This window comes from Rhizobium sp. BE258 (assembly GCF_031457345.1).
Classification (GTDB): domain Bacteria; phylum Pseudomonadota; class Alphaproteobacteria; order Rhizobiales; family Rhizobiaceae; genus Rhizobium.
Genome location: NZ_JAVDWL010000002.1, coordinates 982,149 through 1,005,552, shown reverse-complemented (window position 1 = coordinate 1,005,552; position 23,404 = coordinate 982,149). Strand labels below are relative to the sequence as shown.

The following is a 23,404-nucleotide window of genomic DNA, read 5'->3' as shown; positions in this document are numbered from 1 at the left end:
GCCCGGCTTGCGGCCGGGCTTCGGTATCAAACTCAATCGCGACCAGCTTACTGCGTGATCGTATCCGGTGCGTTCGGATCCGGCAGCGGAGCAGGCGTATCGGCCAGGGTGTGCAGATAAAGCAGCACGTTGGCGCGATCCTGTTCCTTCGGCAGACCGGCAAAGCCCATCGCCGTACCCGGAATCTGCTTCTTCGGTGCCATCAGGAAGTGGTTCAGGTGGTCGAAGGTCCACTTTTCAGCACCGCCCTTGGAGAAGTCCTTCATAGCGGACGAATAGGCGAAGCCCTCATGCGAGGCGATCGGGCGATCGACGAGACCATAGAGGTTCGGACCGACTTTGTTCGGCCCCCCCTTGGTCGCGTCATGACAGGCCTGACACTTCTTGAAGATGGTTTCGCCAGCCTTGGCGTCAGCCGTCGGCAGCAGCTTCCCAATCGGAACCATGGCGGCAGCAGCGGCCTCGCCCCCACCGGCAGCCGGTGTTTCCTCGGCGACGATCGTGAAGCCTTCCTTTTCCGGCGCTTCGGAATGGAAGATTCCTTCGGACGCGATGGACACCGACATCAGCACGAAAATCGTTCCGAGCAGTGCACCAACGGCCGTATTGACGTAAGAATTCATCTGCAATGCTCCCCGTGCAGTCGGCAGACCCTAAAAAGGTACCATCTTGAAATCGCGCGGAACCTATGTCTTTTGGCTGTTCGTTGCAACTGTCTAAATGGTCCTGTACGTGAGACTTTTTGACACTTTTCCGCCCGGAATAGAAGGCCCGACAGATGACTGGTTCAAATTTAGATGACGTCCTCGTTCTGATCCCGGCACGCATGGCTTCGACCCGGCTTCCGGGCAAGCCGCTGGCCGATATCTGCGGGCTGCCGATGATCGTTCAGGTCGCCATGCGCGCCAAGGAAGCCGCCATCGGTCGCGTCGTCGTCGCGGTCGATGATCAGCGCGTCTTCGACGCCGTCGCCGAGGCCGGCTTCGAGGTGATCATGACCGGCGGTCACCATCAGTCGGGTTCGGACCGCATTCACGAGGCGATGACCAAGATCGATCCCGAAGGCAGGGCCAAGATCATCGTCAACGTCCAGGGCGATCTGCCGACCATCGAGCCAGAAACCATCCGCGCTTCTCTGCGCCCGCTCGACGACGAAGCGGTCGATATCGCCACGCTGACGATCGAGATCGACAACGAGGAAGACAAGACCGCTCCGCATATCGTCAAGGTCGTCGGCTCGCCGCTTTCCGAGACGCGCCTGCGCGGCCTCTATTTCACCCGCGCCACCGCGCCCTATGGCAAGGGTCCGCTCTATCATCACATTGGCCTTTACGCTTACCGCCGGCCGGCGCTGGAGCGCTTCGTGACGCTCGGCCCGTCGGTGCTGGAGCTGCGCGAATCGCTGGAGCAGCTGCGGGCGCTGGAAGCCGGAATGCGCATCGATGCCGAAATCGTCGAAACCGTACCGCTCGGCGTCGATACCCCCGCCGATCTCGAAAAGGCCCGCCGGATTCTCGCGGCAAGACAGGCTTGAGGACATAGCCATGAACAACAAGACAAACCGGATTTCATTCCAGGGCGAGTTCGGCGCCAATTCCGATATGGCCTGCCGCGACATGTTCCCGACCATGGAACCGCTTCCCTGCCAGACCTTCGAGGACGCCTTTACGGCGCTCGAAAGCGGCGAAGCCGATCTCGCCATGATTCCCATCGAGAACACGATCGCCGGGCGCGTTGCCGATATCCATCATCTGCTGCCGGATTCGAGGCTGCATATCGTCGGCGAATATTTCATGCCGATCCGCTTTCAGCTGATGGTGCTGCCGGGCGTCTCGAAGGATGAGATCCGCACGGTACACAGCCATATCCATGCGCTCGGCCAGTGCCGCAAGATCGTCCGTGCCAATGGCTGGAAGCCTGTCATCGCCGGCGATACGGCCGGTGCCGCAAAGATGGTTCAGGAAACCGGTGACCGGACGATGGCTGCGCTTGCGCCGCGCCTGGCTGCCGATCTCTACGGTCTCGAGATCGTTGCCGAAAATGTCGAGGACACCGAAAGCAATGTCACCCGCTTCGTCGTGCTGTCGCGCGACGAGAAATGGGCGAACCGTTCGAATGAAGAAGAGAAGATCGTCACGACCTTCGTCTTCAACGTCCGCAATATTCCAGCCGCCCTTTACAAGGCGCTCGGTGGTTTCGCGACCAACAACATCAACATGACGAAGCTGGAAAGCTACCAGATCGGCGGCAAGTTCATCGCCACGCAGTTCTATGCCGATATCGAAGGCCACGCCAACGACAGCAATGTCCGCCAGGCGCTCGAGGAGCTCAGGTTCTTCTCCGAGAAGGTTCGCATCCTCGGGGTCTACAAAGGCCATCCGATGCGCGGCCTGCTGCACAAATAGTCACGAAAAAGGGCGCCTTGGGCGCCCTTTTCATTGTCACTTGTCCGGTTCGCAAACCCGGAGACGGTGGCCATCCGGGTCGAGCACCACGAAGGTCGGTCCGAAATCGAGATCGACCAGTTCCTGGGCGATCGGCAGGCCGCGCTTGCGCCAGTCCTCATATTGCTTGGCCACCGCACGGTCTCCCGGCACCATGAAGGCGATTTCGCCGCGATTGCCGATCGCCGACGGCTGCGGCTCGACATTGCTGCGACGCCAGAGGCCGAGCGTGAAACCGCCATCGAGCGGAAAGGCGACGAAGTTGGGCGAGGAGAACGCCGCGTCGCGGCCGAGGATGTCCTTGTAGAAGCGTTCGCTTTCGGCCGGGTCCTTGACGTAGAGAATGATGGAATTCGGGCTGGTCATGGTCTTATCCTCTTGGTTGAGATGGCTGCAATGAAAAGGCGTGCCGCGGTGCGTTGCAGCGGCGGTATGAAATGTCTGCTGTCGGGGTGTGCTGGGCTGTATGCTGCCGGCTATGCCTCGCCCTCTCGCGAGGTCCAGCCGGAAAGGCCGAGGTCGCGCCGCATGTTTGCCGGCATCGACCGCGGGTCGAGGCGGGGGGCATCACCCCTCGCCATGTTGCGCGATGCTTTCTGCATCATGCGCAGCATCAGGGACTGCGGATATCCCGCATGTGCAGAAGACGTCTCGACTAGGCAGTCGCCATAATTTGCGGTGCTGAGTTTCACGCTCGTCATCATCGGTCCTCCTTCTGGATTGGTACCGATAATAGCTCGGCCTACTGTCAGATTCTGGCAGTAGGCTTTCAGCGTTCGACAGGCACGTGTTCCGCCTCGCGCCACTCTTTCATCAGGGCGGTCCGGCGGCGGGGATAGCGCTCTTCGTGCTGCGTCATGTCGATGATCCGGTCCGTGCGGAAATGCCGGAAGCCGCGGCGCAGCTCGCACCAGGCCATCACCATCCGGATATGCTCGAAATAGCCGAGGGCGAAAGGCCAAACGCGCCGGAGCGAGATGCGTCCCTGCTCGTCGCTATAGTGCAGTTCGAGAATGCGTTCGGTACGGATCGCCTTGCGGATCAGGGCGACATCCGCCTTGTCCTCGTTGGCACGCTTGGGGCCGACAAGCAGCGTCGCCGATTCGATTGTCTCGCGCATCTCGGCAGGCAGCACGGCGGCGATCTTCGCCAGCGCATCGGCAGCAGCGCCCGCTAGCCGCGGTTCCGCCGAGCGGTTCACCCAGCGTGAACCCAGCACTAGCGCCTCAAGTTCCTCTTCGGAAAACATCATCGGTGGCAGCATGAAGCCAGGCTTCAGCACATAGCCGACGCCGGCTTCGCCCTCAATCATCGCACCCTGGCTCTGCAGGCTTGCAATGTCACGGTAGAGCGTGCGCAGGCTGACGCCCGTCTGCTCGGCAAGGATGATCCCGCTGACCGGGCGCCGGTGCCGGCGAAGCACCTGGAGAAGAGCAAGCAGCCGTTCCGAGCGCGAGACCGGCATGGCCTATCGCTTCCACTCCACCCAGTCGCGCATCAGGCGGTGGGCGATGGCGCCTTTCGGCGGAGAGGCCTGGCCGTTGGCGCCGGGGCGTTCGAGCATCTCGATCGTTTCCTCTCGTGTAAACCAGCGGCAATCCTCAAGCTCGGCTTCGTCGCGGGTGATCTCGCTGGATTTCGCCTCGGCATAGCAGCCGATCATCAGCGTATGCGGCATCGGCCAGGGCTGGGAGGCGTGATAGCGGACGCGCCCGGTTCTGATGCCGGATTCCTCAAGCGTCTCGCGGCGCACGGCGTTCTCGATGGTTTCACCGGGCTCCACGAAGCCGGCGAGACAGGAATACATGCCGGGCGCGAAATGCGGTCCGCGGCCAAGCAGGCAGAGATCGCGCTTCTCGTCGATCGTCAGCATGATGACGACGGGGTCGGTGCGCGGAAAGATCATGTGTTCGCAGGCGGTGCAGACGCGTTTGTAGCCGCCGATCTTCTGCTCCATGCTGCCGCCGCAGCGGCCGCAGAACTTGTTGTCGCCGTTCCAGCGGATCAGGCTTGCGGCCTGCGCAAATTCGCCGAGCAGCACCTCGTCGACAAGCTGATCGCGATAGAGCGTGCGCCCATCAGCCGGTTTGTAGTGGCTTTCGAGTTGCTCTTCCGGCACGCCGACCGGCACGGCCAGCCGCGGTTCGCCGGATTTGCGGTAGCCGAGCAGGATCGTCTCGTCCCAATGCGGCTGCAGTTCCTGCAATTCGTAGCGGGCAAAGAGCGGGTCCAGCACCTGGCCATCATGCTTCAGGACCAGCTTGTCCTTGGCAAAGGCAAAGATATGCGTGCCTTCCTTCGCCAGCGCCGTTTCGACCGATTTCTCGTCGCGGTGTTCGGAATCACGGTTCAGGTCGTTGGCGGCGAAGGCGGTGAGGTTGCTCGGCTCCGGATGCGGAACGTCCGTATCGAAAATTGAAGAACTCATGATGAAAGGGCTTCCCGCAATGTCGCTATGAACTGCTCCCGCTTCCCGTCCTCATAAGGCTCGGCCGTGCCGAAACCCCAGATCGGACCCGGCCAATTGGCATCGCCTTCGAAGCGGGCGATGACATGAACATGAAGCTGGCGGACGATATTGCCAAGAGCCCCGACATTGATTTTTGTCGCCCCGGTCAGCTTCTTGAGCGCGCTGGCCACCACCTCGGTCTCGAATGTCAGCATCACCTGATCGAGCGGCGTCAATTCGAAAATCTCGGTGATCCCGGCGCGGCGCGGAATCAGGATCAGCCAGGGCCAGCGTGCGTCCTTCGATAATCTGAGATCGCAAAGGCCGGTCTGCATGACGCTGATGCTGTCTTTTTCGAGCCGGGGGTCGAGCGCGAAATCCGTCAACGGGCATTCCTCCATTGTTTTCCAATGATTAGCAGTTTTTTTTGAGCTTGGCTTGCTTTTGATGACGATATTGCCGATATGTGCATCCGGGAGGTTGGTGGTGGACGAGCCACTCGCCAACCGGGTCAGGTCCGGAAGGAAGCAGCCCTAACGAGCCCGGCACGGGTCATCGTGCCAGCCTCCCACCCTTCTCTCCATCCTTTGCCCGGGATTCCGGGCGCCAAGCAGGGCGATGAGCGACACCGAGCGACAATCACAAGATGCCGCCTCGACGGGCACCGGATACCGGGTGCTGGCACGCAAATACCGCCCCAAGGATTTCACGGACCTGATGGTCGGCCAGGAGCCGATGGTCCGCACCCTGACCAACGCCTTCGAGACCGGCCGCATCGCCCAAGCCTATATGCTGACCGGCGTTCGCGGCGTCGGCAAGACGACGACGGCGCGCATTCTGGCACGTGCCCTGAATTACAAGACCGCTGAGATCGACAAGCCGACGATCGATCTGCGTGTGCCCGGCGAACACTGCCTGGCAATCATGGAAGGCCGCCATGTCGATGTGATCGAGATGGACGCCGCCTCGCATACCGGCATCGACGATATCAGAGAGATCATCGAGCAGGTGCGCTACCGCCCGGTTTCGGCGCGCTACAAGGTCTATATCATCGACGAAGTGCACATGCTCTCTACGGCAGCCTTCAACGGGCTGCTGAAGACGCTCGAGGAGCCCCCGGAGCATGTGAAGTTCATCTTCGCGACCACCGAGATCCGCAAGGTTCCGATCACTGTCCTGTCGCGCTGCCAGCGCTTCGATCTGCGCCGCATCAGCGCCTCGGATCTCGTCGGCCTGTTCACGACGATTGCGTCGAAGGAAGGCATCGAGGCCGAGCCCGATGCGCTCGCCATGATCGCCCGCGCTGCCGAAGGTTCGGCGCGTGATGGCCTTTCGTTGCTCGACCAAGCCATTGCCCATGGCGGCGGTGCCGTGCAGGCGGAAGCCGTCCGCAGCATGCTCGGTCTTGCCGACCGAGCCCGCATCGTCGATCTTTTCCAGCATGTGGTGAAGGGCGATGTCGCCTCGGCGCTGAACGAGTTTCAGGCACAGTACGAGGCGGGCGCCAATCCTGTTGTCGTTCTGACGGACCTTGCCGACTTCACCCATCTCGTCACCCGCTTGAAATACGTGCCTGATGCCGCCAACGATCCGTCTCTGAGCGAGGTCGAGCGCACCAAGGCAGCGGAATTCGCCCAGGGCGTGGCGGTGACCACTCTGTCGCGCATCTGGCAGATGCTGCTGAAGGGCATTCCGGAAGCCGAGGCATCATCGCGCACGGCGGGTGCGGCCGAAATGGTGCTGATCCGCCTTGCCCATGCCGCGCATCTGCCGGCACCCGAAGATGCGGCCCGCAGGCTTGCCGAATTTTCAGATAATGGCGGCGGCTCCGGCCGCCCGGCACCGGGTTCCTCGGGCAATGGCGGAGGCGCGACTGTCTCCTATCAGTCGGCAGCGATGGCACGCGCACCGGAAACTGCGCCGCGCCCGCAGCCGAATGGCCCGACCGCGATGCTGCGCGCCGTTCCGAACCCGGATCCGCAGCCGATGCAGGCCGGTCGTCTCGAGACCAAGCCTAGCGAAGCGGCGAAGCCGCTGGTTGCCGTGAATTCGATTGCCGATATCGTCAATCTGGCCGGCGAAAAGCGCGATGCAAAGATCAAGGCGCTGGTCCGCACCTTCGTGCGTCCTGTCCGGGTCGATCCCGGCCGCCTGGATGTCAATCTGACGGACGGCGCTCCGGCAACGCTGCTCAATGAACTGGCGGTCAAGCTCAAGGAATGGACGGGCATCCATTGGATCGTTAGTCTGAGCCGCGAGCCCGGCGATCCGACCATGGTCGAAGCCGAGGCCCGGGCCAAGGAACAGCAGGTCAGCGATGCCCGCCAGGACCCGGATGTGGCGGCGATCCTCGCGCAGTTTCCGGGCGCCAAGATTATCGACGTCCGCGTCCGGGCGCCGGAGCCGGAGGAAGAGGGCGATATCAAGCCGCCCGCCGTCGCCGAATCCGAAGATGGCGACATCCTGCCGGGCGACGACATAGAATTCTAGACTTTCAGAGAAGGAAAAGACGATGCGCGACCTCATGGGAATGATGGGCAAAGTCAAGGAAATGCAGGCCAAGATGGAGCAGATGCAGGCGGAGCTCGCCGAGCTCAAGGCCGAAGGCAAGTCCGGTGGCGGACTGGTCACCGTTGTCCTCAACGGCAAGGGCGAAATGCAGAGCCTGAAGATCGATCCGTCCCTGTTCAAGGAAGACGACGTCGAAATCCTCGAAGACCTGATCGTTGCCGCCCACAAGGATGCCAAGGACAAGGCCGAGGCCGTCACGGCTGAAAAGACCAAGGCGCTGACCGCCGGCCTGCCGATCCCGCCCGGCTTCAAGATGCCGTTCTGATCAAGCTGAGCCCGGGAGGAAGCCTTTATGATGACGCTGACGGCCCTGCTGGTATTTGCCGGCGCCCTTTTCATCGCCGCCGGCACGCCCGGCCCGAGCGTTGCGGCGCTCGTTGCCCGCGTCATCTCGAAGGGCGCGCGCGATGTGCTGCCCTTCCTCTTCGGCATGTGGGCGGGTGATGCGATCTGGCTGACCTGCGCCATCGCCGGCCTCTCGGCCATTGCCGAAACCTTCTATCACGCCTTTGTCGTCATCAAATGGCTCGGCATTCTCTATCTCCTCTACCTCGCCTGGAAAATGTGGTTCGCAAGACCTGATGTCGAGGAAGAGGAGCTTCCGCAGGCCCGCTCGCGAAGCCGGATGTTTCTGACGGGTCTGGCGATCGCGCTCGGCAATCCGAAGATCATGATGTTCTACATCGCCCTTCTGCCATCGATCATCGACATCCGCGCCGTTTCCTTCGGCGGCTGGGCGGAGCTTGCCGTAACGCTGATCGTGGTGCTGGCGATCGTCGATTTCAGCTGGATGTTCCTGGCCGCAAAAGCCCGCGGCTTCCTGAAGAGCCCTCGCGCGGTGCGGATCGCCAATCGGGCGAGTGCCGCAACGATGGCCGGTGCCGCGATGGCGATCGCCACGCGCTGATCTCAGGCCTGCGCCTCGAGCAGAGCCCGCAGCTTGTAGTGAATGGGTGCTGCGAGATACCGCTCCCGGTCTTCGGGCGAAAGCTTTTTCCCGAACGTCTCCATCATTTCAGGCATGGTCACCCTGGCGCCTGAAAACGGCTGATAGGTCACCGGCATTCCCGCCTCGACGATCGCGCCGGCAAGAACCCGGCAATAGATGCCTGGCCGCCCGGCCTTGGTGTAGCGCTTGACGAAGCGTGGGTCTTCCATCTTCGCGGCGAAGGTCGCGCAGGGAATACGGGCGGACGTTACTTCCAGAACAAGATCGCCTGCGATGAACCTGTCGCCCACGGCAACATCGCGATTGTCGAGCCACTCGATGACGAGGTTTTCGCCGAAGGTACCCGGCGTGACCGGTTTACCGAGTTCGCCGCTCCACCAGTCGAGCGTCCGCGATCCCTCGACATAAACAGCCTGATCCGCACCACCATGATAGGTGCGATTGCAGATCGCGTCGCCGACCAGCCCTTCCGCATCGATCATCACGGCGCCGTTGACAGGCTGCTTGAAGATTCCGGTCTTGTATTTCTTGCCCGGCAGCCGTTCGGCGCTGCCGGTACAGACCGCACTGATTTTCATGGCGGCAGCAATCCTTCCGCGATTCCGTTTTGACGACATATGGGCTAAGAACGGCGCATGGCAAAGCGAGTCACCGGCCCCGAAATCGAAAAACTCATTCAGCTTCTGGCGAAAGTGCCGGGCCTCGGCCCCCGGTCGGCGCGCCGCGCGGCGCTGCATCTGATCAAGAAGAAGGACCAGCTTCTCGGTCCTCTCTCCCATGCCATGGGCGATGCCTATGACAAGGTGAAGGTCTGCTCGCGCTGCGGCAATGTCGATACCTCGGATCCCTGCACCGTCTGCACCGATGATCGCCGCGACCAGTCGGTCATCATCGTCGTCGAGGATGTATCGGATCTCTGGGCGCTAGAGCGCGCCGGCGCGATGAATGCCGCCTACCACGTTCTCGGCGGCACGCTGTCGCCGCTGGATGGCGTCGGCCCAGATGATCTGAACATCCGCGGGCTGATCGAGCGGCTTGGCGAAGGCGGCGTTCGCGAATTGATCATCGCGGTGAACGCCACCGTCGAGGGTCAGACAACAGCACACTATATAACGGATCAGCTCACCGGATTGGACGTCAAGATCACCCGGCTGGCGCATGGCGTGCCGGTCGGCGGCGAGCTCGATTATCTCGACGAGGGCACATTGGCGGCCGCGCTTCGGGCACGAACGGTCATTTGAGGGGGAATGCCTGAGGTGAAGACGATCATCCGCCTTTCGATCCTGACGGCGATGCTTGCCGCATCGTTTCATCTTCCCGCCTCCGCCGCGCCTTCGAAGGCTGCCGTCGAGGCGCAGTTCGAGAAATGGGTGCAGACCGAACTGCGCCCGGAAGCCGAAAAGAACGGCATTTCTGCCAAGACATTTCAGGCCGCTTTCGCCGGCGTCGAGCTGAATTGGGATCTTCCGGATCTGGCACCTCCAGGCTTTCCGCCGCCGAAGGAACGCAAGCAGACACAGGCCGAATTTTCCTCGCCTGCGCCCTATTTCAACGAGGAGCGTCTGAGCAAGCTCGCCATGACAGGCCGCGGCTTTGCCTCGCAATATGCCTCGACGCTGAAGCGGATCGAAAAGACCTACGGCGTGCCGGGATCGATCGTGCTGGCCATCTGGGGCCGCGAGACTGGCTTCGGCGCCGCGAAGATCCCGAACTCGGCGATCCAGGTGCTGGCGACGAAGGCGTTCATGTCGACGCGTAAGGAGATGTTCCGCACCGAACTGATTGCGGCACTCCACATCATCGATGGCGGCGATGTGGCGCCGGCCGATTTCAAGGGCTCCTGGGCAGGCGCGCTCGGCCAGCCGCAGTTCATGCCGACAAGCTACCTGAAATATGCCGTCGATTTCGATGGCGACGGCCACCGCAACATCTGGACCTCGGTGCCGGATACGCTGGCATCCATCGCCAACTATTTGGTCAAGAAGGGCTGGCAGCGCGACCGCGACTGGGGCTTCGAAGTCACGATCCCCGCCGCCGTCTCCTGTGCCCAGGAGGGGCCGGATCTCGCCAAGCCGCTGTCGCAATGGGCATCGCTCGGAATAGCCAGGATCTCGGGCAAGGGCTTTCCCTCATCCGAGCTGAAGGCCGACGGGATGATGCTGGTTCCGGCCGGCCGCGACGGCCCCGAATTTCTCGTCACGCCGAATTTCTACGTCATCAAGGAATATAACAATTCCGATCTCTATGGGCTCTATATCGGCAACCTGGCCGATCGGATCGCCTATGGAGCGGGTGGTTTCCAGGGCGCCTGGGGCGATGTCGGCAAGATGCTGCGCTCGGATGTCGCTGCCATGCAGAAGGCGCTGGAGCGCCAGGGCTACGATGTCGGCGGTTCCGACGGCTTGCCGGGCTACAAGACCCGCCGTTCGATCGGCCAGTGGCAGGTCAAGAACGGCGAAAAGCCGACCTGCTATCCGGAAGCGTCGATGAAGGGCAAACTGAAATAGGCCTCAGAGAGTAAGCTTCATGCCCTCGTGGCTCGCCATGAAGCCAAGCCTTTCATAGAAGCGGATGGAATCGGCCCGCGACTTGTCTGATGTCAGCTGCACGAGCTTGCAGCCACGGTCCCGGCAAACGCCGATCGCCCATTTGATGAAGCGTGTGCCAAGTCCGGTGCCGCGCTCCGTTTCGGTGATCCGCACGCTCTCGATCTGTCCGCGCCACATGCCCCTGCGTGAAAGCCCCGGAATGAACGTCAGCTGCAGGCAGCCAACCGGCTGGTCGTCGGCATCGACCGCGACGGCAAGCAGCTGGTTCTCGTCGGCAACGATCGCAGCAAAGGCAACAAGGTAGCGCTCGTCAACGGGATCGGAGACCACCTCGCGGCTGCGTCCCAACGTATCATCGGCGAGCATGGCAATGATCGCTGGGAGATCGCTTTCCCTGGCTCGTCTGAACATCTTACCGCCCTCTAGTGATGGATATCGATCGGCGCCTTGTGAAAGACGTCGTCGGAGGGTGGGATCGCCTGGCGTTCGATCATCCGGTGTACATGCGGCAGATCGGCGCCGCGATGCAGGTTGCGCAGCCGGTCGGTATTTTCCGCATCGGCCTGCGTGCGCCGCTGGTTGTGGCGGATATATTCGACCCAGGTCGGGGTGTGATAGGTCTCCGTCCAGATGCCGGGGTTCTCGAGATCGCGCATCAGCGCCCAGGCGCGGGCGCCGTCGCGAATGCGGATGCGCCGCCGTTCGCCCATCAGCTTCAGGAATTCCGGCAGGTCCTCGTCGCTGATCTGATAATCGACCTGTATGACGATCGGCCCGCTGCGCGGCGTGATATCGAGCCCGAGCGCCGGTTCGACGAACCGGTTGAGCGGGTCGAGATTGAGCGAGGCGAAGGCCGGCATCGAGAAGCGGAAGCCGATCAGCACGCCGATCACCATTACCGCTGCAGACCCATAGAGCGCATTCGAGACGCCGAAGCGCTCTGCCACGATCCCCCAGAACCAGCTGCCGCCGGCAATCCCGCCGAAGGTCACCGTCTGATAAAGCGAGAGCGCCCGCCCGACCACCCAGCGCGGGGTCGACAACTGGACTATTGTGTTGAACAGCGACAGCGCCAGCACCCAACAGGCGCCCGATACCAGCAGCCCGGCGCAGGTCAGCACCGCAAAGGGACTGGCGGCGGTGATTGCCATGCTCACGGCAAAGCCGGAAAAAGCGTAGCGGATGATGATCTCGCTGCTCAGTGCATCGCGAAGCCGGGCGTTCAGCGCCCCGCCGCCGATCGCGCCGATGCCGAAGGAGCCGAGCATGAAGCCGTAGGTCAGCGGCCCGCCCGAGACGAGGTCGATCGCGACGATCGGAAGCAGCGCCAGCACCGAGCTGGCGCCGACACCGAACGTGAAGCCGCGCACCAGAACCTTCTCAAGGTTCGGCGACATGGAGATATAGCGCAGGCCTGCAAAGATCGCGCTGCCAAGGCTTTCACGCGGCAGCGTCGAGGTGGGAAGAGCGGGTTTCCAGCGCATCAGTGCATAAATCAGCGCCAGATAGCTGACAGCGTTCACCGCAAAGGCGGCCGCCGCACCGGCTGCCGCCACGATGACCCCGCCGATCGCAGGGCCGACGCTGCGGGTCATGTTGAACCCCATGCTGTTCAGCGTCACGGCGGCAGGCAGATCGGCGCGCGGCACCATGTCGCCGACCGACGCCTGCCAGGAGGGGTTGTTGAGCGCCGTGCCGCAGCCGATGAGGAAGGTGAACAACAGCAGAAGCCAGGGCGTGATCCAGCCGAAAAGGGCGAAGACCGTCAGGATCGCCGAGACAACGAGCATCAGGACCTGCGCCGTCAGCATCACCCGGCGCCGGTCGAAATTGTCGGCGAGCGCGCCCGAGATCAGCGAGAAGAGCATGATCGGCAGCGCTGTCGAGGTTTGCACCAGCGCCACCATGTCTTCCGAGGCGGTGATGGTCGTCATCATCCATGCGGCGCCGACCGCCTGGATCAGCCCGCCGAAGTTCGACGCCAGGCTCGCAAACCAGATCCGGCGGTATGTTTCGTGTTTCAGCGGCGCCAGCGTGGAAGAATTCGACGGCACGTTCCCTCCGCCCGGATTTGCTCCGGCTTGTCTTGTTCTATTCCCGCCCAATATATGGCGAAGCGTGCCTGAGGCCAGCGAAGGATTGCAGCCTTGGCGCATTTGGCGCCGGAGCTTGCAATTTCAGAAAAACGGGCCTATATGCCACTCAAATTCTTGATCGTGTGATGAAGAGTGGGCCGCAAGGACCCGCTCTTTTTTATTAGCGCGATCATCCAAAATGCTTGAAATTTGCTAGGAGCGCGCCGCTTGTCGGATCAGACAACCGCAGAAAACGAACTTGAGCCACGGCTGATTACCGAGACCGGGCTTGACCAGCGCCTTGCCGACATCATCGAACCAGTGCTTGTCGGTATGGGCTTCCGCCTGATCCGCGTCCGGATGCTCAATCAGAACGGCGCGACGCTGCAGATCATGGCCGAGCGTAATGACGGAACCATGTCCGTTCAGGACTGCGAAGCGGTCTCGACGGCTGTTTCCCCGGTTCTGGATGTGGAAGATCCGATCGATCGGGAGTATCATCTCGAAGTGTCTTCGGCCGGTATCGACCGTCCGCTGGTGCGCAAGTCGGATTTCGTCCGCTGGCAGGGACACCTTTTGAAGTGCGATACGTCGATCATGATCGGCAACCGCAAGCGGTTCCGTGGCAAGATACTGGAATCGAATGCAGATGGCTTCACGCTTGAGCGTGACCAGGTTGCCTATGGCGAAGAGCAGAAGGTGGAAATCCCCTTCGCGGCTCTGGCCGAAGCCAAGCTTATCCTGACCGACGATCTGATCCGCGATGCGCTTCGCGCCGACAAGGCAGCGAAGTCGGAAGCCGCGAACCAGAACGAAGCGGAAGACCAGGAATAACCGATCAACTACAGGCTCCAGGGACGGGAACCCGGAAAGCCGAGACGGAGAGATAAAACAATGGCAGTCAGTGCGAACCGCCTCGAACTTCTGCAGATCGCAGATGCAGTGGCGCGCGAAAAAGTCATCGACCGCGAAATCGTTCTGGCCGCAATGGCCGATGCGATCCAGAAAGCTGCACGCTCCCGTTACGGCTCGGAATCGAATATCCGCGCCGACATCAATCCGAAGACCGGCGAAATCCGCCTTCAGCGTCTGCTCGAAGTCGTCGAGAAGGCCGAAGACTATTCCACGCAGATCCCGCTGGAACTGGCCCGCGACCGCAACCCCGATGCAGCCCTTGGCGATTTCATTGCCGATCCGCTGCCGCCGATGGACTTCGGCCGTATCGCTGCGCAGTCTGCCAAGCAGGTCATCGTCCAGAAGGTTCGCGAAGCCGAGCGTGACCGCCAGTTCGACGAGTTCAAGGATCGCACCGGCGAAATCGTCAACGGCACCGTCAAGCGCGTCGAATACGGCAACGTCATCGTCGATCTAGGCCGTGGCGAAGGCATTATCCGCCGCGACGAAATGATCCCACGCGAAAACGTTCGCTACGGCGATCGCGTCCGCGCCTATGTTTACGACGTTCGCCGCGAACAGCGTGGCCCGCAGATTTTCCTGTCGCGTACCCATCCGCAATTCATGGTGAAGCTCTTCACCATGGAAGTGCCTGAAATCTACGACGGCATTATCCAGGTTCGCTCGGTCGCCCGTGATCCGGGTTCGCGCGCCAAGATCGCCGTCATCTCGAACGACTCGTCGATCGATCCGGTCGGTGCCTGCGTCGGTATGCGCGGTTCGCGCGTTCAGGCCGTCGTCGGCGAGCTTCAGGGCGAAAAGATCGACATCATTCCGTGGTCGCAGGATCCGGCGACCTTCGTCGTCAACGCCCTGCAACCGGCTGAAGTCGCCAAGGTCGTTCTTGACGAAGATGCAGAGCGCATCGAAGTCGTGGTTCCGGATGAGCAGCTCTCGCTCGCCATCGGCCGCCGCGGTCAGAACGTTCGCCTCGCATCGCAGCTGACCGGCTGGGATATCGACATCATGACGGAAGCCGAAGAGTCGGAGCGCCGTCAGAAGGAATTCAACGAGCGCACCAACCTGTTCATGGACTCGCTCGACGTCGATGAAATGGTCGGCCAGGTTCTGGCCTCCGAAGGCTTTGCTGCCGTTGAGGAACTGGCTTACGTCGATCTCGACGAAATCGCCTCGATCGACGGCTTCGACGAAGACACGGCGCAGGAAATCCAGACCCGCGCCCGCGAATTCCTCGAAAAGCTCGAAGCCGAGATGGACGAGAAGCGCAAGTCGCTCGGCGTCTCCGACGATCTTCGCCAGATCGAAGGCATGACCGCACAGATGATGGTCGCGCTCGGCGAAGACGGCATCAAGACGATGGAAGACTTTGCAGGCTGCGCAGCTGACGATCTCGTCGGCTGGAGCGAGCGCAAGAACGGCGAGACGAAGAAGTTCGAGGGTCTGTTCTCGAAGTTCGACATCTCCCGCGTCGAAGCAGAACAGATGGTCGTTCAGGCCCGCCTCGCGGTTGGCTGGATCACCGAGGACGACCTTGCGAAGGATGCGGAGCCTGTTGAGGCCGATGCTGCCGAGCAGGAAGCGTAATGACCGCGCAGCCGGACACATCTCCTGAGGATGATGATCTTGCAGGTTATGACGTGAACGGCCGCATGTGCATCGTGACGCGCGAAAGCGGATCGCCGGATGAGCTGATCCGCTTTGTCGCCGCTCCCGATGGCACCGTCATCGCCGATCTGAAGCGCGAGCTTCCGGGACGCGGATGCTGGGTAAAGATCGACCGCACGCTGGTCGACAAGGCGGTGGCGAAGAAGACCTTCGCCCGCGCCTTGAAGGCGGATGTGAAGGCTGCGGCTGATCTCGGCGAGACCGTCGACCGGCTGCTCGCCAAGCAGTTGATGCAGATGATGAACATGGCCCGCAAGGCCGGTCAGTTCGTTACCGGCTCCGCGAAAGTGGATGCCGCGGTCAGAAGCGGAGCAGCCCTTGCGGTGTTCCATTCGACCGGTGCGGCCGACGATGGCGTGCGAAAAATAGACCAGGCCCGCAAGGCCTGGCACCTTGGAATGGAAACCGAGGAAGAAATACCTTCCTTCCGTCTCTTCTCGGAGAGCGAAATGGAAGGGGTGATGGGCGAGAATGCTTTTATCCATGCCGCAGTGCTTGCAGGGCAGGCGGGTGAGGGTGTAGTGAAGCGCGCAAAGATGCTTGAGCAGTACCGTAACAGCGGTCAGTCCCGGGCACCGGACAGCGCGGGCCGGCAAAAACAATGATACGGGCGACCGGCAGATGCCGGCCCATCATTGATCGACTGTATTTGATTGACAGGGACTGATGACGTCATCGCTCCCTGTCCGAAGGAACGGGAACGAATGACCGATAGCAATGACGACAAGACACTTGGTGCAACGGGCAAGAAGACGCTGACCCTGAAACCGTCGGGGATAAGCCAGGGCACCGTGCGCCAGGATATGGGTCGCGGTCGCACAAAAGCGGTCGTCGTCGAGACCCGTAAGCGGCGTCCGATGCGCCCCGAAGACGAACGTCCGGTCGCACCTGCTCCGGTGGCGCCCCGCGCTGCCGAGCCTGCACCAGCACCAGTCCAGGCACGTCCGCAGCAGCAGACACCGGCACCGCGTATCCAGCAGCCAGGTGGCAACTCTCAGCCGTCGCAGCATTCTCCGCGCCAGCAGGACCGTCCGCGTCCGGTGGTGCTGAACCACCTGTCGCCGGAAGAAATGGATGCGCGCCGCCGTGCACTTGCCATGGCGCAGGTTCGCGAAGCCGAAGATGCGGCCCGCCGCGTCGAGGAAGACAAGCGCCGCGCTGTAGAAGAAGCTGCCCGTCAGGCTGCGGAAGCCGAAGAGGCTGCGCGCCGCGCCGCCGAAGAAGCTGCCCGTCCGCCGGCGCCTCCGGTTGTTGAAGCCCCTGCTCCGGCACCGGCTGCAGCGCCCGTTCAGGCCCGTTCGGCTCAGCCGTCCGCACCGGCTGCCCGCCGCCCCGATGCCGCCCCGGCACCTGGCGCTGCGCGTCCCGGATCTGCTGCTCCGGCAGCGGCTCGCGGCCGCCGTGAAGGCGAAGAAGACGATCGCGGCGGTGCTGCACGCGGTGGCCCGGTTCGTGGCCGCGTCGTGCGTCCGGAGCCAGCAAAGCCGGTCACCACCCGTCCGAAGGGCGAGGAAGACCGCCGTCGCGGCAAGCTGACGATCGGTACTGCGGGCGTCGACGACGAAGGCGCGCGCGGCCGCTCTATGGCTGCCATGCGCCGCCGTCAGGAAAAGTTCCGCCGCAGCCAGATGCAGGAAACCCGCGAAAAGGTTATGCGCGAGGTCATTCTGCCTGAGACCATCACCATTCAGGAACTGTCGCAGCGTATGTCTGAACGCGCCGTCGACGTTATCAAGTACCTGATGAAGGAAGGCCAGATGATGAAGCCGGGCGACGTCATCGACGCCGACCTCGCTGAACTGATCGCCGGCGAATTCGGCCACACCGTCAAGCGCGTTTCGGAATCCGACGTTGAAGAAGGTATCTTCGACAAGGCCGACGATGCTGGTGAAATGGTTTCGCGTCCGCCTGTCGTCACCATCATGGGTCACGTCGACCACGGCAAGACCTCGCTGCTCGACGCCATCCGTCAGGCGAACGTCGTCTCTGGCGAAGCCGGTGGCATCACCCAGCATATCGGTGCCTATCAGGTTGAACAGAACGGCCAGAAGATCACCTTCATCGACACGCCCGGCCACGCCGCCTTCACGGCCATGCGTGCCCGTGGTGCGCAGGCAACGGACATCGCGATCCTGGTGGTTGCGGCCGACGACAGCGTCATGCCGCAGACGATCGAATCCATCAATCACGCCAAGGCGGCCGGTGTTCCGATCATCGTGGCGATCAACAAGATCGACAAGCACGAGGCCAAGCCGGACAAGGTCCGCCAGCAGCTTCTGCAGCACGAAGTCTTCGTGGAATCGCTGGGCGGTGAAGTTCTCGACGTCGAAGTTTCGGCCAAGAACAAGACGAACCTCGACAAGCTGCTCGAGGCCGTCCTGCTGCAGGCCGAAATTCTCGACCTCAAGGCCGATCCGACCCGGACCGCTGAAGGCACCGTCATCGAAGCTCAGCTCGATCGTGGCCGTGGTGCGGTCGCGACCGTTCTCGTCCAGAAGGGCACGCTGAAGCCAGGCCAGATCATCGTTGCCGGCGATCAGTGGGGCCGCGTCCGCGCGCTCGTCACCGACAAGGGCGACCATGTCAAGGAAGCGGGTCCGGCAACCCCGGTCGAAGTGCTCGGTCTTTCCGGCACGCCTGCTGCAGGCGACAAGTTTGCCGTCGTCGAGAACGAAGCCCGTGCCCGCGAAATTTCCGAGTACCGCCAGCGTCTGGCGCGCGACAAGGCAGCTGCCCGCCAGTCCGGCCAGCGCGGTTCGCTCGAACAGATGATGAGCAAGCTGCAGAATACCGGCTACAAGGAATTCCCGCTTGTCATCAAGGGTGACGTTCAGGGTTCCATCGAAGCCATCATCGGTGCTCTCGACAAGCTCGGTACCGACGAAGTTCGGGCTCGCATCGTTCATTCGGGTGCTGGTGCCATCACCGAGTCGGATATCGCGCTTGCGGAATCCTCCGACGCGGCGATCATCGGCTTCAACGTTCGCGCCAATGCACAGGCACGGACCGCTGCCGAGCGTGGCGGCATCGAGATCCGCTACTACAACATCATCTACGATCTCGTGGATGACGTGAAGGCAGCGATGTCGGGCCTGCTGTCGCCGGAGCGCCGCGAGACCTTCCTCGGCAATGCCGAGATCCTCGAGGTGTTCAACATCACCAAAACAGGCAAGGTCGCGGGTTGCCGCGTCACCGAAGGCAAGGTCGAGCGTGGTGCAGGCGTGCGCCTCATCCGCGACAACGTCGTCATCCACGAAGGCAAGCTCAAGACGCTCAAGCGCTTCAAGGACGAAGTCTCCGAAGTGCCGGTCGGTCAGGAATGCGGTATGGCCTTCGAGAACTACGAAGACATCCGCGCAGGCGATGTCATCGAATGCTTCCGCGTCGAGCATATCACCCGCTCGCTCTGATCGCGCGGATCTGTATCTTGGACGGGCGCCGGATCATCTAAGGCCGGCGCCCGAACCTTTTGAGGCAAAGAAAAATGGCAACAAGACCGACAACCTCCGCACCTTCGCAGCGCATGCTGCGCGTCGGCGAACAGGTGCGCGCAGCGATCACCCAGGTTCTGCAGCGCGGCGAAGTGCGTGACGACGTGATCGAAAAGACCGTCATCTCGATCTCCGAAGTGCGTATGTCGCCCGATCTGAAGATCGCGACCGCTTTCGTCACGCCGCTTGGCGTCGCCGATCACGACACGGTCATCGCAGCGCTGAACAAGAATGCGAAATACATCCGTGGCCGCCTCGGCGCACAGCTGCGCCAGATGAAATACATGCCTGAAGTCCGCTTCCGCGACGACACGAGCTTCGACAATTACAAGAAGATCGATGAGCTCCTGCGTTCGCCCGAGGTCGTTCGCGATCTCGATGACGGCAAAGACGGCGAATAACAGAAGAAAAGAATGTCCAAACCACGCAAACCCAAGGGCCGCCCGGTTTCCGGCTGGCTGATCCTCGACAAGCCGGTGGATTTCGGCTCGACGGAAGCCGTTTCCAAGATCAAGTGGCTGTTCAAGGCGCAGAAATGCGGCCACGCCGGCACGCTCGACCCGTTGGCCTCGGGCATGCTGCCGATCGCTCTCGGCGATGCGACGAAGACGGTCCCCTATGTCATGGATGGCCGCAAGATCTACGAATTCTCGGTCACCTGGGGCGAAGAACGCGCCACCGACGATCTCGAGGGCGAAGTCACGCAGAGCTCGGACAAGCGTCCGGCCGAGGGTGATATCCTGGCGCTTCTGCCGAATTATACCGGCGTCATCAGCCAGGTGCCGCCGCAGTTCTCGGCAATCAAGATCGCCGGCGAGCGCGCCTATGATCTGGCCCGCGAGGGCGAAGCCGTCGAGATTCCGTCGCGCGAGGTCGAGATCTTCCGCCTGACGCTGCTCTCCTGCCCGGATGCCAGCACGGCGCATTTCGAAGTCGAATGCGGCAAGGGTACCTATGTTCGCGCCTTGGCCCGCGATTTCGGCCGCGACCTTGGCTGCTACGGCCACGTCTCCGGCCTGCGCCGGACATTTGTCGCGCCGTTTCCCGAAGACAGCATGATCCCGCTTTCCGAGCTCGTCGCCCTTGAGGCGATCGAGGATCAGGACGAGCGGCTGGCAGCTCTCGATGCGCTGCTCATCGACACCAGCGAAGCGCTGTCTTCCCTGCCGCATCTGGCCGTCAACGACGATCAGGCGCACCGTCTGAAGATGGGCAACCCGATCCTCGTGCGCGGCCGTGACGCCCCGATCACCGAGAGCGAAGCCTATGCGACGGCGCGCGGGAAGCTGATCGCCATCGGCGAGATCGGCGAGGGCGAATTCCGCCCGAAGCGCGTCTTCGTCTGACGACGCGACCGGCGCGCCGCAGGCCTGCCGGTCATGCCTCTTCCCTTTGCCGTCTGAATGGTCTATAGGCAGCGCCAGCATCAGGCAGGCCTGAATGCTTTTGCGGCCAAAGCTGGACGACATCCCGGCTTTTGGCGACCTTATCTCCTCTCATCGAAAGGAACATCCGATGTCGATTACTGCTGAGCGCAAGACCGCCCTCATCAAGGAATACGCAACGTTCGAAGGCGACACCGGTTCTCCGGAAGTCCAGGTTGCGATCCTGACCGAGCGGATCAACAACCTCACGGAACACTTCAAGGGCCACAAGAAGGATAACCATTCCCGCCGTGGCCTGCTGACGATGGTTTCGAGCCGCCGTTCGCTTCTCGACTACCTCAAGAAGAAGAACGAAGGCCGTTACACCAAGCTGATCACCAGCCTGGGTATCCGTCGCTAAGGTTTTCCGGCGGGCGCTCTTCGGGCGCTCGCCGGTTGCTTATTCGGGGTTGGAAAGCCCCAGAGATTGACCACCGCATTTGATTTTTTCATGGGGTGGAACTGAGGCAGACCCGGATGGGCCGGTTTTGCCAGAACAACCGTTGACCTGTCATGGGGCAGGATTGCCGGATGCTTTCCGGCCAAGGTACGGAACCTTGGCCCGGCTTTCTCGAAAGCCGCAGCCGCAAAGCCTCCCGTTGTCTTGCCCATGATGTGTCACATAATTGCGGTCGATCGCGCGCTGTGCCTTGAAAGGGTCGTGGCGCCTGTTCCCGCATTGAAGGACAAGACATATGTTCGATACCCATAGCGTGGAAATCGAGTGGGCAGGCCGCCCGCTGAAGCTCGAAACCGGCAAGATCGCCCGTCAGGCTGATGGCGCCGTTCTCGCGACCTACGGTGAAACCGTCGTTCTCGCGACCGTTGTTTCCGCCAAGTCGCCGAAGCCGGGCCAGGATTTCTTTCCGCTCACCGTCAACTACCAGGAAAAGACCTACGCAGCCGGCAAGATCCCCGGCGGCTACTTCAAGCGCGAAGGTCGTCCGTCGGAAAACGAAACGCTCGTTTCCCGCCTGATCGACCGCCCGATCCGCCCGCTCTTCCCTGAAGGCTACAAGAACGACACCCAGGTCGTCGTCACAGTCATCCAGCACGACCTTGAAAACAACCCCGACATCCTGTCGATGGTTGCCACCTCGGCAGCCCTGACGCTGTCTGGCGTTCCGTTCATGGGCCCGGTCGGCGGCGCACGCGTCGGCTACATCAACGGCGAATACGTCCTCAACCCGCATCTCGACGAAATGGAAGAGTCCGTTCTCGACCTCGTCGTTGCCGGTACGCACGATGCCGTTCTGATGGTTGAATCGGAAGCCAAGGAACTCAACGAAGAAGTCATGCTCGGCGCCGTCATGTTCGGCCACCGCGGCTTCCAGCCGGTTCTCGACGCGATCATCAAGCTCGCCGAAGTTGCTGCCAAGGAACCGCGCGATTTCCAGCCGGAAGATCATTCCGAGCTCGAAGCCGAAATGCTGAAGCATTTCGAAGCCGAACTGCGCGTCGCCTACAAGAACACCCAGAAGGCTGAACGCTACGCAGCCGTCGATGCCGTGAAGGCAAAGGTCAAGGCTCACTTCTTCCCGGAAGGCGTCGAGCCGAAGTACACTGCCGAAGTCATCGGCGCGACCTTCAAGCATCTGCAGGCGAAGATCGTTCGCTGGAACATTCTCGACACCAAGAGCCGCATCGATGGCCGCGATCTGTCGACCGTTCGTGCGATCGTTTCGGAAGTCGGCCTGCTGCCGCGCACCCACGGTTCGGCTCTCTTCACCCGTGGTGAAACGCAGGCGATCGTCGTTGCCACGCTCGGCACCGGCGAAGACGAACAGTATGTCGACAGCCTGACCGGCATGTACAAGGAGCGCTTCCTGCTCCATTACAACTTCCCTCCCTACTCGGTTGGCGAAACCGGCCGCATGGGCTCCCCGGGCCGCCGCGAAATCGGTCACGGCAAGCTCGCATGGCGCGCTATCCGCCCGATGCTTCCTTCGGCTGAACAGTTCCCCTACACGCTGCGCGTTGTATCGGAAATCACCGAGTCCAACGGCTCGTCCTCAATGGCAACCGTTTGCGGCACCTCGCTCGCTCTGATGGACGCCGGCGTTCCGCTGGCCAAGCCGGTTGCCGGTATCGCGATGGGCCTGATCCTCGAAGGCGATCGCTTCGCCGTTCTCTCCGACATTCTCGGTGACGAAGATCATCTCGGCGACATGGACTTCAAGGTCGCCGGTACCGCCGACGGCATCACCTCGCTGCAGATGGACATCAAGATCGCCGGCATTACCGAAGAGATCATGAAGGTCGCTCTCGGCCAGGCACAGGGCGGACGCACGCACATCCTCGGCGAAATGGCCAAGGCCATCACCGAGAGCCGCGGCCAGCTCGGCGAATTCGCACCGCGCATCGAAGTCATGAACATCCCGGTCGACAAGATCCGTGAAGTCATCGGCTCCGGCGGCAAGGTCATCCGCGAAATCGTCGAAAAGACCGGCGCCAAGATCAACATCGAAGACGACGGCACGGTGAAGATCGCTTCTTCGTCCGGCAAGGAAATCGAAGCGGCCCGCAAGTGGATCCACTCGATCGTTGCCGAGCCGGAAATCGGCGTCATCTACGAAGGCACGGTCGTCAAGACCGCCGACTTCGGTGCTTTCGTCAACTTCTTCGGCGCCCGTGACGGTCTCGTCCACATCTCGCAGCTCGCTTCCGAGCGCGTTGCCAAGACGCAGGACGTCGTCAAGGAAGGCCAGAAGGTCTGGGTCAAGCTCCTCGGCTTCGACGAGCGCGGCAAGGTCCGCCTGTCGATGAAGGTCGTCGATCAGGAAACCGGCCAGGAAATCCCTGCCGACAAGAAGAAGGAAGAAGCAGCCGAATAAGCTGCGCCTTTCCAGAACTTCATGGGCGCGGGACTGTT

The 23,404-nt window shown here is 61.9% G+C and carries 24 protein-coding genes and 1 other RNA gene; 16 read left to right on the top strand and 9 right to left on the bottom strand.

The window, feature by feature from the left end; all coding sequences use genetic code 11:
• Positions 1-47: 47 nt before the first annotated feature.
• Positions 48-623, bottom strand: a complete 576-nt coding sequence (locus tag J2X43_RS10280; protein WP_112384997.1) for a cytochrome c family protein — start codon at positions 621-623, stop codon at positions 48-50.
• Between the two features lie 155 nt (positions 624-778).
• Between J2X43_RS10280 and J2X43_RS10275 the strand changes: the two genes are divergently transcribed.
• Positions 779-1,534 (top strand): 3-deoxy-manno-octulosonate cytidylyltransferase, encoded by a 756-nt coding sequence (locus tag J2X43_RS10275; protein ID WP_112384998.1) that lies wholly within the window; start codon positions 779-781, stop codon positions 1,532-1,534.
• 10 nt (positions 1,535-1,544) lie between these two features.
• Positions 1,545-2,405, top strand: coding sequence for a prephenate dehydratase (locus tag J2X43_RS10270; protein ID WP_112384999.1), 861 nt, complete (start codon positions 1,545-1,547; stop codon positions 2,403-2,405).
• A 36-nt stretch (positions 2,406-2,441) separates the two neighbouring features.
• Here J2X43_RS10270 and J2X43_RS10265 read toward each other — a convergent pair whose 3' ends face one another.
• From J2X43_RS10265 to J2X43_RS10245, 5 genes are all read right to left on the bottom strand, one after another.
• A complete protein-coding gene (locus J2X43_RS10265; protein ID WP_112385000.1) occupies positions 2,442-2,810 on the bottom strand; it encodes a VOC family protein in 369 nt (122 codons plus the stop codon).
• Positions 2,811-2,920: 110 nt separating this feature from the next.
• Positions 2,921-3,145 (bottom strand): hypothetical protein, encoded by a 225-nt coding sequence (locus J2X43_RS10260; protein WP_310293666.1) that lies wholly within the window; start codon positions 3,143-3,145, stop codon positions 2,921-2,923.
• Between the two features lie 68 nt (positions 3,146-3,213).
• Positions 3,214-3,909: a YafY family protein gene (locus J2X43_RS10255; protein ID WP_112385002.1), complete on the bottom strand. Its 696-nt coding sequence runs from the start codon at positions 3,907-3,909 to the stop codon at positions 3,214-3,216.
• Positions 3,910-3,912: 3 nt separating this feature from the next.
• Positions 3,913-4,872: an NAD(+) diphosphatase gene (gene nudC / locus J2X43_RS10250; protein WP_112385003.1), complete on the bottom strand. Its 960-nt coding sequence runs from the start codon at positions 4,870-4,872 to the stop codon at positions 3,913-3,915.
• Complete coding sequence (locus tag J2X43_RS10245) at positions 4,869-5,279, bottom strand: HIT family protein (RefSeq protein WP_310293664.1); 411 nt, start codon at positions 5,277-5,279, stop codon at positions 4,869-4,871. The genes nudC and J2X43_RS10245 overlap by 4 nt, the downstream gene beginning before the upstream one ends.
• An 89-nt stretch (positions 5,280-5,368) precedes the next feature.
• On the opposite strand from J2X43_RS10245, the gene ffs reads away from it, so the two are divergent.
• The 4 genes from ffs to J2X43_RS10225 all read left to right on the top strand — a co-directional run bounded on the left by ffs (position 5,369) and on the right by J2X43_RS10225 (position 8,371).
• Positions 5,369-5,465: signal recognition particle sRNA small type (gene ffs / locus J2X43_RS10240), an RNA gene on the top strand.
• A 46-nt stretch (positions 5,466-5,511) separates the two neighbouring features.
• Entirely contained in the window at positions 5,512-7,383 is a 1,872-nt protein-coding gene (locus tag J2X43_RS10235) for a DNA polymerase III subunit gamma/tau (RefSeq protein WP_310293662.1), read from the top strand.
• A gap of 22 nt (positions 7,384-7,405) precedes the next feature.
• Positions 7,406-7,729, top strand: coding sequence for a YbaB/EbfC family nucleoid-associated protein (locus J2X43_RS10230; protein ID WP_310293660.1), 324 nt, complete (start codon positions 7,406-7,408; stop codon positions 7,727-7,729).
• Positions 7,730-7,759: 30 nt separating this feature from the next.
• The gene (locus tag J2X43_RS10225) at positions 7,760-8,371 is read left to right on the top strand and encodes a LysE family translocator (RefSeq protein ID WP_310293787.1); all 612 of its coding nucleotides are present in this window, start codon (positions 7,760-7,762) and stop codon (positions 8,369-8,371) included.
• 2 nt (positions 8,372-8,373) lie between these two features.
• Here J2X43_RS10225 and J2X43_RS10220 read toward each other — a convergent pair whose 3' ends face one another.
• The gene (locus J2X43_RS10220; protein WP_310293658.1) at positions 8,374-8,991 is read right to left on the bottom strand and encodes an MOSC domain-containing protein; all 618 of its coding nucleotides are present in this window, start codon (positions 8,989-8,991) and stop codon (positions 8,374-8,376) included.
• Positions 8,992-9,048: 57 nt separating this feature from the next.
• On the opposite strand from J2X43_RS10220, the gene recR reads away from it, so the two are divergent.
• Positions 9,049-9,654, top strand: coding sequence for a recombination mediator RecR (gene recR, locus J2X43_RS10215; RefSeq protein WP_112539896.1), 606 nt, complete (start codon positions 9,049-9,051; stop codon positions 9,652-9,654).
• Between the two features lie 51 nt (positions 9,655-9,705).
• Complete coding sequence (locus J2X43_RS10210) at positions 9,706-10,920, top strand: lytic murein transglycosylase (RefSeq protein WP_405049585.1); 1,215 nt, start codon at positions 9,706-9,708, stop codon at positions 10,918-10,920.
• Between the two features lie 3 nt (positions 10,921-10,923).
• On the opposite strand, the gene J2X43_RS10205 is transcribed toward J2X43_RS10210, so the two are convergent.
• On the bottom strand, positions 10,924-11,373 hold the full coding sequence (locus J2X43_RS10205) for a GNAT family N-acetyltransferase (RefSeq protein WP_310293653.1): 450 nt from the start codon (positions 11,371-11,373) through the stop codon (positions 10,924-10,926).
• Between the two features lie 11 nt (positions 11,374-11,384).
• Positions 11,385-13,016: an MFS transporter gene (locus J2X43_RS10200; RefSeq protein WP_310293651.1), complete on the bottom strand. Its 1,632-nt coding sequence runs from the start codon at positions 13,014-13,016 to the stop codon at positions 11,385-11,387.
• Positions 13,017-13,265: 249 nt separating this feature from the next.
• On the opposite strand from J2X43_RS10200, the gene rimP reads away from it, so the two are divergent.
• From rimP to pnp, 8 genes are all read left to right on the top strand, one after another.
• Entirely contained in the window at positions 13,266-13,871 is a 606-nt protein-coding gene (rimP, locus tag J2X43_RS10195) for a ribosome maturation factor RimP (protein ID WP_112385013.1), read from the top strand.
• 60 nt (positions 13,872-13,931) lie between these two features.
• Entirely contained in the window at positions 13,932-15,536 is a 1,605-nt protein-coding gene (nusA, locus tag J2X43_RS10190; RefSeq protein WP_112514285.1) for a transcription termination factor NusA, read from the top strand.
• Complete coding sequence (locus J2X43_RS10185; RefSeq protein WP_112539904.1) at positions 15,536-16,222, top strand: RNA-binding protein; 687 nt, start codon at positions 15,536-15,538, stop codon at positions 16,220-16,222. The genes nusA and J2X43_RS10185 overlap by 1 nt, the downstream gene beginning before the upstream one ends.
• Before the next feature lie 99 nt (positions 16,223-16,321).
• Positions 16,322-19,027 (top strand): translation initiation factor IF-2, encoded by a 2,706-nt coding sequence (infB, locus tag J2X43_RS10180; protein ID WP_112385016.1) that lies wholly within the window; start codon positions 16,322-16,324, stop codon positions 19,025-19,027.
• Positions 19,028-19,101: 74 nt separating this feature from the next.
• The gene (gene rbfA / locus J2X43_RS10175) at positions 19,102-19,509 is read left to right on the top strand and encodes a 30S ribosome-binding factor RbfA (protein ID WP_112385017.1); all 408 of its coding nucleotides are present in this window, start codon (positions 19,102-19,104) and stop codon (positions 19,507-19,509) included.
• Positions 19,510-19,521: 12 nt separating this feature from the next.
• Positions 19,522-20,454 (top strand): tRNA pseudouridine(55) synthase TruB, encoded by a 933-nt coding sequence (gene truB, locus J2X43_RS10170; RefSeq protein WP_112539906.1) that lies wholly within the window; start codon positions 19,522-19,524, stop codon positions 20,452-20,454.
• 169 nt (positions 20,455-20,623) lie between these two features.
• Positions 20,624-20,893 carry a 30S ribosomal protein S15 gene (rpsO, locus tag J2X43_RS10165; RefSeq protein WP_026283114.1) on the top strand — a complete coding sequence of 90 codons (270 nt, stop codon included), beginning with the start codon at positions 20,624-20,626 and terminating at the stop codon, positions 20,891-20,893.
• 334 nt (positions 20,894-21,227) lie between these two features.
• Complete coding sequence (gene pnp, locus J2X43_RS10160) at positions 21,228-23,366, top strand: polyribonucleotide nucleotidyltransferase (protein ID WP_112385019.1); 2,139 nt, start codon at positions 21,228-21,230, stop codon at positions 23,364-23,366.
• Positions 23,367-23,404: the final 38 nt, after the last annotated feature.

Coding starts and splice junctions, on each gene's coding strand:
- J2X43_RS10220 (WP_310293658.1), bottom strand. CDS start 8,991: ATGAAAATCAGTGCGGTCTGTACCGGCAGCGCCGAACGGCTGCCGGGC.
- nusA (WP_112514285.1), top strand. CDS start 13,932: ATGGCAGTCAGTGCGAACCGCCTCGAACTTCTGCAGATCGCAGATGCA.
- J2X43_RS10280 (WP_112384997.1), bottom strand. CDS start 623: ATGAATTCTTACGTCAATACGGCCGTTGGTGCACTGCTCGGAACGATT.
- J2X43_RS10255 (WP_112385002.1), bottom strand. CDS start 3,909: ATGCCGGTCTCGCGCTCGGAACGGCTGCTTGCTCTTCTCCAGGTGCTT.
- infB (WP_112385016.1), top strand. CDS start 16,322: ATGACCGATAGCAATGACGACAAGACACTTGGTGCAACGGGCAAGAAG.
- nudC (WP_112385003.1), bottom strand. CDS start 4,872: ATGAGTTCTTCAATTTTCGATACGGACGTTCCGCATCCGGAGCCGAGC.
- J2X43_RS10270 (WP_112384999.1), top strand. CDS start 1,545: ATGAACAACAAGACAAACCGGATTTCATTCCAGGGCGAGTTCGGCGCC.
- J2X43_RS10185 (WP_112539904.1), top strand. CDS start 15,536: ATGACCGCGCAGCCGGACACATCTCCTGAGGATGATGATCTTGCAGGT.
- J2X43_RS10260 (WP_310293666.1), bottom strand. CDS start 3,145: ATGACGAGCGTGAAACTCAGCACCGCAAATTATGGCGACTGCCTAGTC.
- J2X43_RS10275 (WP_112384998.1), top strand. CDS start 779: ATGACTGGTTCAAATTTAGATGACGTCCTCGTTCTGATCCCGGCACGC.
- J2X43_RS10225 (WP_310293787.1), top strand. CDS start 7,760: ATGACGCTGACGGCCCTGCTGGTATTTGCCGGCGCCCTTTTCATCGCC.
- J2X43_RS10235 (WP_310293662.1), top strand. CDS start 5,512: ATGAGCGACACCGAGCGACAATCACAAGATGCCGCCTCGACGGGCACC.
- J2X43_RS10210 (WP_405049585.1), top strand. CDS start 9,706: ATGCTTGCCGCATCGTTTCATCTTCCCGCCTCCGCCGCGCCTTCGAAG.
- recR (WP_112539896.1), top strand. CDS start 9,049: ATGGCAAAGCGAGTCACCGGCCCCGAAATCGAAAAACTCATTCAGCTT.
- truB (WP_112539906.1), top strand. CDS start 19,522: ATGTCCAAACCACGCAAACCCAAGGGCCGCCCGGTTTCCGGCTGGCTG.
- J2X43_RS10265 (WP_112385000.1), bottom strand. CDS start 2,810: ATGACCAGCCCGAATTCCATCATTCTCTACGTCAAGGACCCGGCCGAA.
- pnp (WP_112385019.1), top strand. CDS start 21,228: ATGTTCGATACCCATAGCGTGGAAATCGAGTGGGCAGGCCGCCCGCTG.
- rpsO (WP_026283114.1), top strand. CDS start 20,624: ATGTCGATTACTGCTGAGCGCAAGACCGCCCTCATCAAGGAATACGCA.
- rbfA (WP_112385017.1), top strand. CDS start 19,102: ATGGCAACAAGACCGACAACCTCCGCACCTTCGCAGCGCATGCTGCGC.
- J2X43_RS10230 (WP_310293660.1), top strand. CDS start 7,406: ATGCGCGACCTCATGGGAATGATGGGCAAAGTCAAGGAAATGCAGGCC.
- J2X43_RS10205 (WP_310293653.1), bottom strand. CDS start 11,373: ATGTTCAGACGAGCCAGGGAAAGCGATCTCCCAGCGATCATTGCCATG.